Below are 15899 nucleotides of genomic sequence, written 5' to 3' on the forward strand. Positions count from 1 at the left end.
CTTCCATGTCACCTGCAATGCGCCCGGATGGCGGCGCTTGGGACTTCTCGCTCTGGCGGGTATTGCTACCTGAAACGATCTGCACCGCGTCCTCACTTGCACCGGTTTTCCACCTCCTCATCTCTGAGTAAGTCGAGTCGAAGTTGTTCCTTCTAGGTTGGACTGAAATTCAGCAGGGCTCCAACAATGTCTCCGGAAGACAACAGATACTTCTCTCCCAGTTTTGGACTGTTTGTTTCTTACCCATTTCCAGACAATCTTATCTCGGCCAACTTCCTGATATTATGATTGAAAATATGTTCTGATACTCGGGTACGAACAACTCGAAGACCTGCTATTGTTGCGTTGGTATCGGCGAGGTGACATCAACCTAGAAAGTCTAACGAAGGGATGGCTGGGCACGTTACGACCGCAAGAGGACATCACTATCGAATGGCCTGAGCGAATAGCTGTCCTAGCACACGCAATCCGCTCGTCTGCGCTTTCGTTTCGAAAGAGCTATGATTGCTGTACCGAAACTTGAATACCCATACTTCGGACACTGACAGCAGGTGAAACACGCTGCACGCAAAAAGTTTTTTTGGGTAGGGGAATTTTTTCCAATCGCCTTCGTAATTGTATTGTCTGTCATCCGGCAGACCTGAAACAGTCGGAGAATCCAATGTCCCTCAAATCCCTCATTTTTGCTGGCATCGCGCTAGCTGCGACTACAACTGGTTCTTTTGCGGATGGTCACACCGGTGCGCCAGCCGTAACCGGTGAGCTCAACGGAGAAACCTTCCTTATGGATGCGAACAAGATGACGCTCTATACCTTTGACAAGGACGAGACAGGTGTTTCGAATTGCTATGATGACTGTGCCGCCAAATGGCCACCGCTGATGGGTGATGCCAACATGGAGCTGAAAAAAGGCTACAGCCTGATCGAACGCAAGGATGGCAGCTTTCAGGTCGCCTACAAAGGAAAGCCGCTTTATCTATGGTTCAAAGACGAAAATCCTGGGGACATGACAGGGGACGGTGTAAAAGGTGTTTGGCATATCGCACGACCCTGAACCTTGGTGCCGGGGGAAGGTTTCCTCCCCCGGCTTACGTACATGCTTCAGTCATTTGAAAACCAGCTTGAAAACTGCCTCCCCGATCTGTGGCGTTATGCCTGGTCGCTGACCCGTGATCGTGATGCGGCGGATGATCTGGTGCAGGATTGTGTTGAACGCGCCCTGCGCAAACGATTGCTTTGGCTTCCGGGGCGGCCGTTGAAACCATGGCTCACTAAAATATTGTTAAACCTCTATCGGGACAGGTGGCGTCGAGAAACCAAATTCAACACTGTCGATCTCGATAACATTTCAACACTGGCAGCTACGACAAGCACGGCCGAAGAACGGTTGGAAATCAAGGCAGTCTGGAAGGCGCTGGATTCTGTTCCCCAAAATCAGCGAGAAGCCCTTCTTTCTGTAGTGATTGGTGGGTTAAGCTATGAAGAAGCGGCCACAACTTTGTCCATTCCAAAGGGTACGCTAATGTCGCGGATATCGCGCGCCCGTACTAAAATCAAATCTGAAATGGACGCTTCGGCCGCCGTGAAGATCAGGAGCGTGAAATGACGCACACCCCATCCATCGAAGACCTGGTTCAGCGTAGTATAGACGGTGAGTTGTCACCGGAAGAGAGCGAACGCCTTGACCGTCACCTTGCCCGACACCCGGACGATGCAGCGCGTTTTCGTGCAATGCAGCGTCAAACAGACCTGATAGACAAGGCGGTCCCTGTTCCTTCTGCGGCACATCTTCGAGGTCTGCAAAAACAGGCCACACCGCCCTCGCCGTTCTCTTTAAGGCTGGTTGCTTCGGTTGCGGTTTTTGCTGTTGGTTTTGGTTTGGGATCTTATTTGGAACCTTGGAACAGTCGGGCAACCGACGATCTGGCATTGTTTTCGCAACACGCAAAAGCGGCGCATTCTTTATTCGCCGTTGAAGTTCTACACCCTGTGGAAGTTGCCGTGGACGAAAAGGATCACTTGCAAACCTGGCTCTCCAATCGTCTGGGCTCTGCCATTATTGCGCCACAACTTGGGGAAACCGGGTTTTCCCTGATTGGAGGACGCCTTCTGCCCGCAGGAGACCAAGCCTCAGCTTTATTTATGTACGAGAATGCTGAAGGTGATCGGTTGAGTTTGATGGCCACACATGGCGACACAACTCAAACCCAATCATTTCGGTTTCGACAAGAGGACGGATATCTTGTCGTCTTCTGGCAGGACGGGCCCTGGCAGTATACGTTGGTCGGGGACCAGAAACGTGACCCGATGGAACACATCGCCCGCTTGGCGCATGGTCAAATGATCTAGAGACCGCTTTCGACGGCTTGGCTCGCGCGGAAGATTTGCGACAACACCTTTGGGGTTATGGCAGATCATCTAACAACATCGGGTACAGCAAGTTTCCTGCCTGCGGCCCGGCCCCGAGGTAATCAACCCATTGATCGGTCGACTCGTTGTACCGCCGGTACCGTTCGATCTTGTCATATAGCCCGTTGACGATGGTTTGCTGTTCTGAAATCGGAAGGCGCACCCAATCATCTTCAGTAATAGTCATGATCTGAGACTTATAGGGCAGGTCAGACAGGTATTCGTCCAACGCCACTGCTTCGGCAAGGCTGGGATCTGACTGGCGTGATACCTGATCAGGTCTGCGGCTCATGTCTGCGGCAACTCCCAGAACCTGTGCAAAGAACTGATCAGGGTTCACGACGTTCCGCTCGGCCTGGTCGACAATGATCCGCAATGCTTCTTCCAGGTTACTCAGATCTGCCTTCGAAATGAGCAACCTTATGGACAAAGGTTTCAATCCGGGTCGATCAAAATCACGGTCCGCCACAAAGGCTTCAAACAAGTCGGGCGCGCGCGCGCCTTCTGTTTTTCCAAGATAGGCCAATTGCATTGTCCGGCTTGCTGTACTCAGACCGGAGAACCTGTTGTCACCCTCGTCTGTGATGGCATCTTCGTCCAGAATCTCATCGCCGCCGCTGCGACGATAAGAAGACGTATGCTTGGCCACGATCCCACCCAATGTGCGTGCCGTTTCCTTGTAGACGTCTGGGTTGCCGTTCTCGATCGGGAAATACAGAGGCGCAGAATTCGGAAAGGCGGTCAGTTGCTTATATGCCGCTTCTGCCGAAGGGTGGTCTTTGGCACCTCGCGCGGTACGCAGATGCATGACAGCCATCGCACCGCCTATGCGCTCCCGGATAATCCGGTTCAGACTTTCGGCGCTCAGCCCCGTGGAAGAATACTGATCATCGAATTCGCGCGGACCTGCATCTGTAACCAGTACGATAAACCGTCCCCCAAAGTCGCTCCAGTCCATGTCTTCCAATGCGTATTCAATACCGCGATAGCTGTCTTCGCGAAAATTCTTGCTGCTGGATTCCGCTTCTTGCATCTGATCGATGCCACTCAGGAAGTTATCGACGTTAAGGCCCTGCTGAAGGTCCACGAATGTCCGAACGTCATACCCAAGGCCCGGAGCTGCCTCGAGGCTGTCACGATAGCCGACAAGCCCGAAACTGATCGCGTCTGCTGCCGCTGATCCTGCGGCCTCTCGATAAACCTCTTGCAATGCTGCACGGGTGGCGCGGATATACGGCTCCATCGATATCGTAGTGTCCACGACAAAGACCACTGCTGTTTTTAAGTCGCCCGAATTCTGATTACCCGATGGCGCCGGGCGGTTCGGGGCGTTGGCACTGGCAACTGCCACTTGCAGCAGATTTACGAACGGTCCGATGTCGAACACAGCCTCTTCCGTTGCCAGGATTGGCATTACATAAAGGTTTTGACGCTGATCAATCGTTTCACGCGGCCCCAGGGCGATCACGCTTTCTGACGGTTCGCCGCCCTGCTCAGCTGCCAGCGCTTCATCTCTGGCGTTTTTCGCAAGACCGGCGGGGTTTTCGCTTTCGATGATGTCATAGATCGGGTCGATATTGTTGAAAAACAAAACGCGCCCGACATTGTCGCTGCCTTCCAACGTTGCAACAATGTTCTGATTCCAGGGAATAGCCGCCCCTTCCGGAATCCACATAAGATCGTCGCCTTGATCGCTCGCTCCGATTTGCATCCAGTCGGCGTCACGAGCATAGACAAAAAACACCTGTAATGGAGAAAGAGACGCCGCGGAGCTTTCGCTGTCTGGCTCGGGCCTCGCGTCGATCCGTTCACGGATCAGAACCCTTTGATACAGGCTTTCTTTGCCTTCAATCGGAAGCGGAGATCTTGATTGCGCCGTAGCCGGACCGACCATAGAGGTCAACAAGGCAACTAGGGAAATAACTCGTATCAACATCTTCTTCACCTCCTCACTCAGCCAATCGATCCAAAGCCTGACGCGCCGGATCCGATCCAAGATCAGCTGCGCGCTGATAATAACGCCGTGCTGCCGACGGGTCAGGACGCGGGAAAGGCGATGTTACGGTGCTGTGCGTTTTAGGATCATACATCTCAGCAATCAGGATATTGGCTGATGCCCGATCCTGTTGTGACAAATCCTGATTGTTGCTGATCGCAATCAGCGCGCCCAAAGCGGCATCCAGATTCTGCGCCCCACCCACAGCCAAAAGGTCTCGTGCGGCTGTCAGTGGATTGTCGGCTGCAACAACCTCCTGCGCAATCCCGACAGACTCATTGACCTTGGCTGACGAACCACCAGCTCCTGACAGAAAATACCATGCACCTCCAGCAATTGCGATCAGACCGACAATACCCGCTGCAATCAAAGGTAGTTTGCTGTCCCCACCCTGATCGGGCTCGGCAGTCGGCTGACGGGGTACGGCCGCCGAAGTCGGTGCTGCCTTGGCACCGCTCATTGCTATGCGAAACAAGCCAGGCAGGTCACTGGGACGGTCTTTGGGATTGGCTTTCAGCAGGTGTTCCAAAACAGATTTCAGACCGGGCGCAACCTTTGGATCGGTTATCTTGATGTCCACCTTTCGGTCTTCAACCGCGGCAAAACCTTTACCTTCACCTGGCAACTCGAGCCCGGCCGTACGCATCAACACAAGACCCAGTGCGTAGGCATCGGTCGCGGCTGAAACACTATTGCCAAACAAACCCAACTGTTCTGGAGCACAATAGCGCAGCTTGCCTGCAAAACTGTCGCCGATTATCGATTTGTCGGTTCCGATGCTGTCAGATGCCAAACCGAAATCTATGAACTTCGCTTGATTAATGTCTTCATGCGAGATCATCACATTGTCGGGTGCAACATCTCGATGAACGATGCCCAGTTTATGGATTGCCTCCAGCCCCTGCGCCAGTCGCAACCCCAATTTTAGAACGTCATCGGACGAAAGTCGCGCGCCCTTTTTCAGATAATGCGACAGAGGATGACCCGGTACAAATTCCATGACCAGAAACAAGCGCCCGTCCTTATCCAGCATGGAGGTTTCGAACCGGACCACCGCCTCGCTACGGACAGTTCGCAGCAAATTCGCTTCGCGCCGGAACAGGTCAACCGCTTTTTGGTTCTTGGCAAAGCTAGGTGTCATTACTTTGATTGCCACTTCGTGACCGCTGGCCCGGTTCAAACCCCGGAATGTGGCACCCATACCACCTTCACCCAACAGAGACTTGATCTCGTAGGTATCCTGCAGGACGCTGCCGGGTCGAAGCCCAAGTACAGAATGTTCCATAGCTTATGTTACCTCCGGCTCTTCAAACTGATTGCGCTGTGTTTGGAAAAGGTGCGGATATCCATGATCTGAAAACAGATGCCAGCAAAAACAAGCGAAGCGGTAATCCCGAACACCACAGTCAGAAAAGCTGCAATGATGGTGGTCGTATCCGGCCCCAGCGGTGACAGCCGCAACATCGTAATTGCTGTGAAACAGAAAAAGACAATGGATAGACAAGTCGTTATCCAGACCAGTACTTCAAGCGATTTGTTCAATACATCCCGCATAGTTCAACCTTTCCAATTCATTCTTCGACAAACGACAAAGCAACTGCCTGAAAGTCGTTCGCAATCTGATCCAAATCCGAATAGCCAGCTACGCTTCGCGCACCGATATGATCCTGAACCATAGCAAGGCAAGTCGCGCGCTCGCGACCCCGCTCTGCTTCTGTCGGATAGATGAAATCGATCTGCTTGCGCAGCAAAACAGGTGAATACTGATCGACCAACCCTTCGATCAGGTTGGCATATTCGACAATATCAGCCTTGGCCTTGGCCTCAAGTTCGGCCAGCTTGGCCGCAGCGTCCTCTTTGGCAGCAAGCACTTCGTCAAGGAAAGACTGGTCCCCACTTGCCCGGGCTTCCGCCTCAAGCGCGTCCAGCTCAGGCGCAATTGTCAGTGATGAAATCAGCGCGTTTAGGTAACGTCGAATGCCCTGCCCGCAGACAAGTACACCCGAGGTCAGGATCAGGCGGATCGACTGGTCGCGTTGCGCGTTACGTTCCACACGTCCCCTATTCAAGGTATCCTTGATCACCGCCAGTTGAGTTTTGGTCCGATCCGACAGCGTCTCGGCCGATATCTCATCCAGAAGGTCCATCGCCTCCTGTTCGCTGGCGGCTACCGCAAGACCTTCGTCCGGGCGCGCCAATTGGTCCAATCCATCTTTCAAGGCCTGGTCCTGATCAGCCGAGGTGATGGCCAAGCCCTGCAACACAAGACGTGTGCCGGTAAACCGGTCCGCTGAAGAGGTATTGGATATAATGTCAAACGGCGGCACTTCGAACCGGGTCGAAGAAGTGATGTCCGCCAAGGGTGTGCGTGCATCACCCCCCCGCTTCACAAACCCTCCGGCCTGTCCGTGCAGTCGCCCGTGACGGACCAAAGCAAATGGATCGCCAACGATTTCGGCCGCATTGCCCAGCATGTCATGCAGACCCAAAGGGTTGGGGCGCAACGAACCTATAACCTGTAATTTACCGCCAGCCGACGCTGTTCCACCATGTGCTATGAATTCGTCCTGCGGTGTCCCTTCCGGAATCGGGGGCAAGGGTGCCCGGAACAGAGCTTGATCAACGGCCAACCCACCGCGGGCAGAGTATTCCCACTCTTCTTCAGTCGGCAATCGCAGATACCCACGTGTTTCACCGACGCGCGGTAACGTATCCGGGGCGTTCTGCATCAACCATAGCGTATAGACCTCAGCAAAGCGTTGATAGTCGAGCTTTGATTGTGCAACGGCAGGAACAAACTCGCGTCGGCGGGGTTCCTTTTCGGGACATTGGCCAGCCATGACCACATCCCATTGTGCCTGCGCCAGCTCGTATTTGGCCATGTAGAAGTAGCCCTTGGCCGCACCATCTTCATCCGCGAACGCACCAGAAACAAACGCCCGGCGCAAACCGTTCAGATAGGGCTGCTCACTTCCTTCCTGACCAAGTACAACCGAAACATCGCCAATCACGCCGTCAGTATTAGGAGTTGCGATCTTTCGAAACGTCATCGCTCCGCCGCACGGCATTGGCAGGGTCAAATCTCCCTCGGCGGGTTGCGGATTAAAATATTTCTCGCGCCAAGTGATGTCCTGCGCCTGTGCGGTTGAAGTCAAGCTGAAAAGGCCGATCAGAGTGGCAATCATACTCCGAGGAAGTCTAGGCATGGGTCAAAACCTCCTGTGGTTCAACATTGCGAACGGCAAATACCGCCCAGGCCGCTGCCGTGACAGCTGTCACAGCGCCCAGACCCAGAGTGGCCAGAATGTCACCGGGGTAAAGGCGCGCAATGGCCTCTCCGGGCGCCGTTTCGAAGCTGGCATTGATGGCAAGCAGAAAAGGCAGGATGATAACCAAGGTTGCAACCACACCACCCAGCACAAGCGCCAGGCTTTGCACGACGGGAATGACACACCGCTGACGATCGGGCATCGTCAACATGGAAAACAGACTGAAGATGACGCGTTGACGCTCGACCATACCACGAAGGTTGGCTGACATTGCAGCCCAAAACCCGAACATCGCCAATGCCGCTACGGCCGTGAAAAGGATGTTTAAATTCCGGCGAAATGACAGCAACAGCGCTGCGTTTTCTGCCCTTGGACGAGATTGCAAACCGATATCCGCCAAATAAGCGGAAAGGGTTGCGATATCTTCGAGAGACCTGGCATACAGGCGATAGCTGGCAAAGCTGTCAGGTTCCGGAACCGGGTCCGTCCAGTTACCTGGTGTCGCGGACAGGTCATCCCGGAACCGCTCAACAGCCAGCAAGTCGGGAACCGACAGGAAGACTGCGGGCCGCGGCCAGATCTCAGGCGAAAGCACACCGATAACCGTCAGGTCGCGCCGCGCGTTCTCGCGCTGCCCGTCGACCTCGCGCCCGATAATCATGTCCAGTGTATCACCTGCGGAAACCGAAAGATCACTTGCCAGCGTGTCCGATATCCAGACCTGGCCGGGACCGACGGCCTCGCCCTTGACCAAGGGGTCACCCGCAGATGACGGGATCAATGGCACCGCCCGCTCCAGTTTCCGCTGCGCCTCATTCCGAACAGCGTTCGCGGATGTGTTGATTGAGCGTGTTGCGGGAACAACAAAACCTACATCCTGCCGCGCACTCAAACCGGCAAAAAAGGCAGCATCATGCTGCCCCGCACCGATGGCCAGGATTTCACGGTTCGACGGATCTTCGATCAGACGCCCGACCATTGTGCCAATGACCCCATTCTTGAGTGCAAGTATGATCAGCAGAGGTCCAAGAACACCGGCCAAGGCAGCGACAAAACACAAAGCCGATTGCCAGTCGTGCTTTAACTCCCTGAGGGCCAGTTTGGTTGGTATCTTCAACATCATGCCACCTTGGCCGCCACACGACCCGCCGTGGAAAAGATGGAATAGGACTGCCCCTGATGATCCAGAAGCCGATGATCAGCCCGAGGCGTTTGCGCAAACTCGCCGGTCTGCGCCTGATGGCTGGCCAACACGACAGCGGACCCGGCCTCTGCCGCAAGATGCACGATCAAGCCCTCGACCTCGGCGACATTCGCGGGATCCAGTGCCGACACCGGCTCATCCAGCAGCAACAGGGCTGGTCGACCCAACAAAGCCCGCGCAACGGATACTCGCTGTCGTTGGCCAACAGATAATTGACCCGGCTTTCGCGCCCCATAGTCACCCAGGCCCATCGCCCGGATCAGATGGTCCTGCCATTCTGCATCGGGTTCCTGACCCGCAACGCGCACAGGCAGTTCGATGTTTTCGAGCAATGTCAGATATGGAACCAGTGTGTTTGTCTGAAGCACAAATCCCAGCTTGTCCGGGCCTGCAAAATCCGCACGAGGCGTATCCGGTGTCACCCTAACGCCAGCTATCTCGTGGTGAGTATCCGGCAATGCAGTCAACGGAAGCGCCCCCGCGATCAACCCCAGAGCGGTACTTTTGCCCGCCCCGCTGACAGCATCCAGAACAATGGTCTCACCTGCCTTCAGGTCCAGTTCTTCAATCACAACGAAGAAACCCGGCGCTCGTTCTATACCAAGGTTCCGGATTGACAAGACGGTATCAGGGTCGTTTGAGGACAAGCGCTATCCCTCCCAGTTCAACCCTCGACGTGGTGTTGATCTGCACCGGCTCGTTTGGCTTGAGGCGCCGCCCGTCAACTTTGGTCCCGTTCGAAGACCCAAGATCTGTCAGCATCATCTTACGCCCCTGCAGAGACAGGCTTGCATGACGACGGCTCAAGTTGCGATCAGTGACCGTCAGAGTGTTCTCGCTGGCACGCCCGATGGTGACACCGGATTGCAGCTGCCGAGCACTGAACTGCGCAGAATGACCCGCCATGTCCACGGCAAGAATGGACCGCCCAGAGGATTTGGAAGACGCAGCCGACCGCTCGGGTTTTAAATCAGCCTTGCCGCGATTGTGCGAGACGACATAGTACATCCCACCGATCACCACAGCGCCTCCACCGCACAATACAGCAAGGATGATCAGCAGATTGCTGTCCGGCGCGCCACCCGAAACGATAGTTGGATTATCGGGATCACAACCCGCCTTGTGGCGTGTGAATGGAACATTGCTGTCTTGCAGGAAACCGGCAATGGAATTGGCGGATGGCGCAAAGAACGTGCCGTTAGCAGGTGTCTCACCGTCCGAATTCAACATGACGCCAGCGGTGTTGATCCCTAAAACCGATCCGCAAAAATCAATCATCGGCCCGCCGGAGTTTCCGGGGTTGATTGCTGCAGTGTGTTGTACAATTTCCTGCGTACCACGATTCCGCTGCGTTTTTCCGGGTGAAACTTTGCTGACGGCACCCTGTGTCAGTGTGGTCTCAAAGAAGGCCAGCTCGTTGCCGCTGTCATTGGATACGTCTGAAGTGCCAGGAAAACCGACTGCGGCAACCTGCTCGCCTTTGTTGATTGTCCCAACACGCACCGCCAGGACGTTGGGTTTGTGATCAAAGGATTCCTGCGGTGTGATCTTCAGGATCGCCATGTCCTTTTCAAAGGAATCGTATGCAACCTGAACGCCGTATTTGTAGATCCGGTCGCCTTTCTTGAAGCCAACAAACGCGCTGACGCCACCTTCGATCACGTGGTGATTGGTCAGAAAATAATACCCGCCTCCACCCGGCAAAGGCGCAAGCACAAAGCCAGACCCGGTTCCCCATCCGCCATCGTATTGGACAACCACACGCCCAACCGCACCATCAGCCACCCTAACGACTTCGGATTGGATCTGCGCGCATGCAGCTGACACGCCGAAAGCAGCTGACCAAACAACTGAGAAAAACAATGCACGAAGGGCGATCACAACATTCACATCAAAGTTCCATACGCAATTACGGCTACAGCAACGACCAGAATAAACATCAACACCATTAGCGATGCCTTATACCCAGCACGTCCACCCCGCTTATGTTGAGGCGTTCGACCGTCCTGCGGTCGCTTGAGTTTCGGGTCAGGCGGTTCAGGTTTCTCGACAGGGTGACGCAAATCGATACCTGAAATCCGGGCATAGTCTCGCGCAGCCTGAATTCGGTCTCGGGGCAACAGCTGACACCCCATGTCGATCGCATTGAGCAGAACGTCATCATATTGGGCCTGCACACGGTTGCGGATCAGATTCTGACGCACGGGCACATAAGGATCACGACCAGTGGCCCGCTTGTCTTTCCAGCGTTCTTCCGCATTTGGCGGCAGGCTTTGCGACACCATTTCGTAAAGAATAACTGACAATGCGAACAGATCGCTCCACGGTCCTTCGTGAACTCCGCCTGCCAACCCGGTTTTTTCGGGCGGAAACTGCTCGATCGCGGCGTATTTCCGTGTGAACATAGAGGCCAACCCGCTGGACTTGCCCATCAGTCGCGCTGCTCCGAAGTCAATCAGGATCGGCTGCCCATCCTTTCGGATCATGACATTCGCAGGCTTCATGTCGCGATGTACTATCCCAACCTTGTGAACCGCATCCAATGCACCAAGCATTGATTGGAGAAACTTTTTTACGAGGTCCTGAGGTACAGAGCCACGTGCCTCGATCATACGGGTCATCATCCGGTCCAACGGATCGCCGTGGATGTATTCCATCACGCAATAGGCTGTACCATGCTTGCGAAAAGCCGCCCGAACACGCATCAATCCCTGCTGCTGCGGGAGATCGCGCAACATGTTAGCTTCCTGTAAAAACGCCTCGAGCCCCATGTGAAAAAGCTGACGCCCTTCGCTTGTAGGAACGACTGCGTTCTTGGGCCCGCGATTGGCGTAATCCGCCGGGAAGTACTCCTTGATTGCAAATCTTTCGCCCGATTCCCGGTTGCGCGATTGATATGTGATGCCAAAACCCCCTTGCCCAAGCACGTCCCCCAGGACATAGCCGGCAAAGGTTTCTCCCCTTGGCAAATGAGCGGACACGGGCGGCGCTACTCCTGAACTACTGAATCAATGGACGGCTTCTCATCCTGATTGGTCACATCCTCAGTGGGTTGGTCACCAGACGCTTCAGGCGCGTCTGACGGAAGGGTTTCTTCACCAGACGCTTCCGGATCAGCCACCGGTTCCTGAGTTTCCGATTCCTCGGGGGCGGGGCTATCACCACCTTCAACAGGTGTTTCCGGTGAAACCGGCTCGGCGACCGAGCTGTCTCCGATACTGCGTTCTTCCTGTTCTGCAGGAACGGGCTCGGGCTTTGGCGCCGGATCAGTCTCCGCTGCCTTCTTGTCACCGAAACTCAGCGCACCAATAGTGGCCCCAATGGCTAAAGCCCCAAGTCCGATTGCAATATACTTCAGTGTTTTCTTTCGATTGTCAGCGGGTGTGAACGCCCACTGGCTGCCCCGCAACATGCTGCTCATGCCTTCCTGAACATGAGCATAAACCACAACAGTCGTATTATCCTGTTTCGGTTTGCCTTTCGCCTCGACGGCATTCAGCAGATCCGAGGCCACACCACGCATGTCGCGACTTTTACCGCTTTGCAACACACCGGTGATCTCGGCTTGCGACAACGTATCAAGCCCGTCAGAACATACCAGTACGACATCACCGGGTTTCAGGTTGATCGCGTTGATATCCGTCAGTGAAATCCGATCTCCCATCAAGGCAGAGCGCAGTGCGTTGCGACGCGGATGGTTGTCAGCCTCGTCTTGAGTGATTTGACCAGACGCAACCATCTGCAAAAGCTCGCCGTAAAGCGAGTGATCAGCGTTGAGCTTTTTCAGCCGCCCGTCGCGTAACAGAAACAAGCTGCTGTCGCCGACAGACAGCCAGACCAAACGGTCACCCAGTTTCAGGGCGGCAACAAGTGTACACCCCATGCCCTTGAGATCCGGTTGGCTGCCAATCTTGTGACGCAGAGCTTCATTGGCCGCGGTCAATGACTCCTGCAACCGGTCTCGAGGACGAGGGGCGCTCGAGCCTTCGATGAAATGGGATTTGAAGGTTGACAACGCCATGTTCGCGGCCACTTCGCCACCAGCGTGCCCCCCCATCCCGTCGGCGACCAGCATGAGGATATCTGATTTGGGGTCACGTTCATTCTGGAATACGATGTCAAACGCATCTTCCTGGTTCTCGCGCTGGCCCAGGCTTTGCTTGCCGCTGATAATTGTCATCTGAATTAGTCTTCAGAGGATTGGGCCAGTTCCGACCAGTCAAAATCCTCGTTACAGAAAGCAACAAAACGCACATGAGTCTGCTTGGACAATTCAATCAAAGCATAGTTCTCAAGCGGCATTGTCGTGGCGACGATCTGCCCGTTGATCCGACTGATATTGCGGCCTGTTCCGGGGGCTGCAAAGAATACCCGATTGGCGTCGTCAAAAATGATACGCAGATGATCCTTACCAGAAATCAACTTGTCACCAAAATCCAGTGACACACGCTCTCCTCCCTCGCGTCCCAGCGTGTTCATACCTGAACCCAGGTTTACAGACTGTCCCAGTCCGGGGCCCTTCACCACGACCAACCATCCTGTAATGGGATCAATCATTGGATCAAATTCGGCTTTTCCGGAAAAGCTCTTGGACATACCTCCGTGGTAGATCTGCGTCTTGTCAGATTCTACATATTCGGTCGGGGCTTCGCTGTAGGATGATCCGCCGATTGCATGTGTCGGTTCATTGTTCGAAGGGGCAAGGCTTTCGGTAAAACCGTCATCTCCTTCTATGTCCAGATCGTTCAACTCTTCGTCATCCTTATCGAACAACCAGCTAGTCTTGTTATCGTTACCCATTTTCATCACCTTTCCTGTTCAGATGATCTGGCGGATTAACCGCGGACCAGTTTCAGGCGCACGGGCCCAAGGCCCACAGTGTCACCCACATTTATTCTTTGCGCGCCTTTGATCTTGCGATCATTGACCAGCGTCCCGTTCAGACTATCCAGATCACTGAGTGTGAACTTGCCATCCAGCGATCCGCTCAGTTCGGCATGAACACGGGATACGCCGCTATCGGGAACGACCACGGCGTTAGTGCTGCTGCGACCCAAGGTCGAACGCCCGGCGGGCACCGGAAACCGATGGCCATTGTCAACACGCACAAGAAAGGCAACCGGAGGCGGTACATGCGCAGCCGTCGGTGCTGCGTCGCGGTTCGGCACTTCCTCAGCATTCGGAATATCACCTAGTTCGATCTCTTCCAGGTCATCATCTGAACCGGAGCCCCCGCGACGCATCAGCAAGAACGCCAGCAAAAGTACCAGCAAAGCCAGAACACCGGCACCGACATAGACATACAAAGCCGGCAAGCCGAAAATCAGAGTTTCATCCACTTCCGGTTCAGCCGGTTCATCCGTTTGCGTTGCCGCTACATTGACAGGCTGAAACTCTGCCGAGTAGCTCTTGGTCTGTGTCTGACCCGGTTGACCAACAACAGGTTCGATCATGTCGATCGTGATACGTGCTGGCGCCGCATCGCCTACGGGCACGATCAGGCCGGAACCCTTGACCGAATTTCCATAAGTTCGAATGAAGCTTGAAACTACCGTGTTTGCTGTTTGTTGGTTCTGAAGAAACACTTCTTCCATTAGACCCTGTTGAGGATCTGTCAGGCGTTTCAAAACATCGATGCCGCGAGTAGTACGGGCATTCCCTTGTGCCCGCCAGAACATCCCAAGAGCTGAGACAGACACTCCTGCCTTTTCTGCAGCCTCTGAAATCTCTTCAACAGTGGCCAACCCTTCCTCGTCGCCGTCGGTGATCAGGATCAGGTTCTTCAACAGCACATCGTCCTGCTCGCTAAGCAATTCGATCGCCCGGGTCGAGTTTGCAACAAGGCGCGTGTTCTGTTCTTTGATCTCAAGAGATTTGACCACGTCTTCCGCGCGCGCGCGGCTGGTGGAGAATGGCGAGAGTTCGACAATATCGTTGCCGAAACCGTAGATCGCAACTTTCTCATCCGGCGGCAGGTTCGTCACTACGCGCGATATTAGGTCCCGTTCACGGCTCCAGCTGCGCACCCTGCCACTGCGATCCCCGACAGAAAGGTCAATCAGAACCATAGTAGCAGACAGGGTCAGGTTACCGGGCAATTCGTCGACATCTTTGACGAACTCGAAATCAGCTTGCGTATCACCAAGGGATCGAAAGCTCATACCGCCGCGTTCGTTGCCTGACGGCACCCGCACCAGACAGCTGTCTTCCGGCGCAGGTTTTTCCGGTGCGCAATCCAGAATGGCAAGCCCAGTCGAAGGCGCACGCGTCTTACCGTCCTGCGCCTGTGCTGAGCCTGCAAAAACCAATGCAGCCGCAACCGCAAAAAATGTGCGTGATATTCCGTAGGTCACGATCCCAAGACCCCCCTCAGGCAAGTTGTCCCGGTCGTCGCATGCGTCGACAAGCGCCGACCTGGCGTGTTTCTTATCAGATCGACAGCGCGCGATAGGCTGACTTAATCCGGTTCAGTTCGTTCCGAACAACAGACGGATCGGCACCACTTGACACGTCCCGTTCGACGGCTCCCAGTTGATTGTCCAAAGCCTGAACTTGCTGCAGTTTCACCGGGTCCGAAGCTGACGCTGCGCGGGCTTTGGCCCCTTGGGCTTTGACTTCCGCAATCTGCTGACGCAACGCGTTGATCTCGCTTTGATTGGCGTTGCGCTGCGACGCTAGCTGAGCGTTTCGCTGTTCAGCCGCCTTGTTCTGAGCAAGAATGGCATCCGCCTGTGCCTTATTCTGCGCAATCTGGCGATCGTATTCCCCGGAATTCAGGTTAGCAATATTGTCGAAAAGTGTCGCAGTGGTCGGGTCCGTAGATCCTGTACATCCCGCGAGGGCGATCAATGAGACCAGCGTTACCGGTTTTGAGAAACGAAATAGATCAGAGGTCATGGTACACACTTACTATTGGAGAACTCACGTCCAGTAGCGAACGCGAGTCAAAGAAACTTTAAAGAAGATTAATGGATGCCCGCGTCCGCGCCAGACGATTTTTATTGCTGACGGCAGCATTCGT

Annotated in this window: 15 protein-coding genes; 3 read left to right on the forward strand and 12 right to left on the reverse strand. The window is 54.6% G+C overall.

Features of this window, described 5'->3' with window-relative positions; genetic code table 11:
- Window positions 1-661 precede the first annotated feature (661 nt).
- Genes AC2FND_RS16565 through AC2FND_RS16575 form a run of 3 tightly spaced genes read left to right on the forward strand, consistent with a single transcriptional unit; the run spans window position 662 to window position 2349 of the window.
- Window positions 662-1054, forward strand: a complete 393-nt coding sequence (locus AC2FND_RS16565; protein WP_480509042.1) for a COG4315 family predicted lipoprotein — start codon at window positions 662-664, stop codon at window positions 1052-1054.
- A gap of 42 nt (window positions 1055-1096) precedes the next feature.
- Window positions 1097-1606 carry an RNA polymerase sigma factor gene (locus AC2FND_RS16570; protein WP_496770938.1) on the forward strand — a complete coding sequence of 170 codons (510 nt, stop codon included), beginning with the start codon at window positions 1097-1099 and terminating at the stop codon, window positions 1604-1606.
- The gene (locus AC2FND_RS16575) at window positions 1603-2349 is read left to right on the forward strand and encodes an anti-sigma factor family protein (RefSeq protein ID WP_496770940.1); all 747 of its coding nucleotides are present in this window, start codon (window positions 1603-1605) and stop codon (window positions 2347-2349) included. The genes AC2FND_RS16570 and AC2FND_RS16575 overlap by 4 nt, the downstream gene beginning before the upstream one ends.
- A gap of 55 nt (window positions 2350-2404) precedes the next feature.
- Here AC2FND_RS16575 and AC2FND_RS16580 read toward each other — a convergent pair whose 3' ends face one another.
- The 12 genes from AC2FND_RS16580 to AC2FND_RS16635 all read right to left on the reverse strand — a co-directional run bounded on the left by AC2FND_RS16580 (window position 2405) and on the right by AC2FND_RS16635 (window position 15775).
- Window positions 2405-4345 (reverse strand): vWA domain-containing protein, encoded by a 1941-nt coding sequence (locus AC2FND_RS16580; protein ID WP_496770942.1) that lies wholly within the window; start codon window positions 4343-4345, stop codon window positions 2405-2407.
- 13 nt (window positions 4346-4358) lie between these two features.
- On the reverse strand, window positions 4359-5690 hold the full coding sequence (locus AC2FND_RS16585) for a serine/threonine-protein kinase (RefSeq protein WP_496770944.1): 1332 nt from the start codon (window positions 5688-5690) through the stop codon (window positions 4359-4361).
- Between the two features lie 8 nt (window positions 5691-5698).
- Window positions 5699-5959 (reverse strand): hypothetical protein, encoded by a 261-nt coding sequence (locus AC2FND_RS16590; RefSeq protein ID WP_480492850.1) that lies wholly within the window; start codon window positions 5957-5959, stop codon window positions 5699-5701.
- Between the two features lie 17 nt (window positions 5960-5976).
- Window positions 5977-7611, reverse strand: a complete 1635-nt coding sequence (locus AC2FND_RS16595) for a formylglycine-generating enzyme family protein (protein ID WP_496770946.1) — start codon at window positions 7609-7611, stop codon at window positions 5977-5979.
- Window positions 7604-8794: an ABC transporter permease family protein gene (locus tag AC2FND_RS16600; RefSeq protein WP_496770948.1), complete on the reverse strand. Its 1191-nt coding sequence runs from the start codon at window positions 8792-8794 to the stop codon at window positions 7604-7606. Before AC2FND_RS16600 ends, AC2FND_RS16595 begins: the two co-directional genes overlap by 8 nt.
- On the reverse strand, window positions 8794-9525 hold the full coding sequence (locus AC2FND_RS16605) for an ATP-binding cassette domain-containing protein (RefSeq protein ID WP_496770950.1): 732 nt from the start codon (window positions 9523-9525) through the stop codon (window positions 8794-8796). Before AC2FND_RS16605 ends, AC2FND_RS16600 begins: the two co-directional genes overlap by 1 nt.
- Window positions 9506-10705: a trypsin-like peptidase domain-containing protein gene (locus AC2FND_RS16610; RefSeq protein ID WP_496770952.1), complete on the reverse strand. Its 1200-nt coding sequence runs from the start codon at window positions 10703-10705 to the stop codon at window positions 9506-9508. Before AC2FND_RS16610 ends, AC2FND_RS16605 begins: the two co-directional genes overlap by 20 nt.
- Window positions 10706-10764: 59 nt before the next feature.
- Entirely contained in the window at window positions 10765-11859 is a 1095-nt protein-coding gene (locus tag AC2FND_RS16615) for a serine/threonine protein kinase (protein WP_480509024.1), read from the reverse strand.
- Between the two features lie 8 nt (window positions 11860-11867).
- The gene (locus AC2FND_RS16620; RefSeq protein WP_496770954.1) at window positions 11868-13058 is read right to left on the reverse strand and encodes a PP2C family protein-serine/threonine phosphatase; all 1191 of its coding nucleotides are present in this window, start codon (window positions 13056-13058) and stop codon (window positions 11868-11870) included.
- A 5-nt stretch (window positions 13059-13063) separates the two neighbouring features.
- Complete coding sequence (locus AC2FND_RS16625; RefSeq protein WP_480483542.1) at window positions 13064-13678, reverse strand: FHA domain-containing protein; 615 nt, start codon at window positions 13676-13678, stop codon at window positions 13064-13066.
- A 35-nt stretch (window positions 13679-13713) separates the two neighbouring features.
- Entirely contained in the window at window positions 13714-15231 is a 1518-nt protein-coding gene (locus AC2FND_RS16630; RefSeq protein ID WP_496770957.1) for an FHA domain-containing protein, read from the reverse strand.
- Between the two features lie 76 nt (window positions 15232-15307).
- Entirely contained in the window at window positions 15308-15775 is a 468-nt protein-coding gene (locus tag AC2FND_RS16635; RefSeq protein WP_480509015.1) for an efflux RND transporter periplasmic adaptor subunit, read from the reverse strand.
- Window positions 15776-15899: the final 124 nt, after the last annotated feature.

The sequence above is a fragment of the Ruegeria sp. BHSB056 genome (assembly GCF_059613305.1).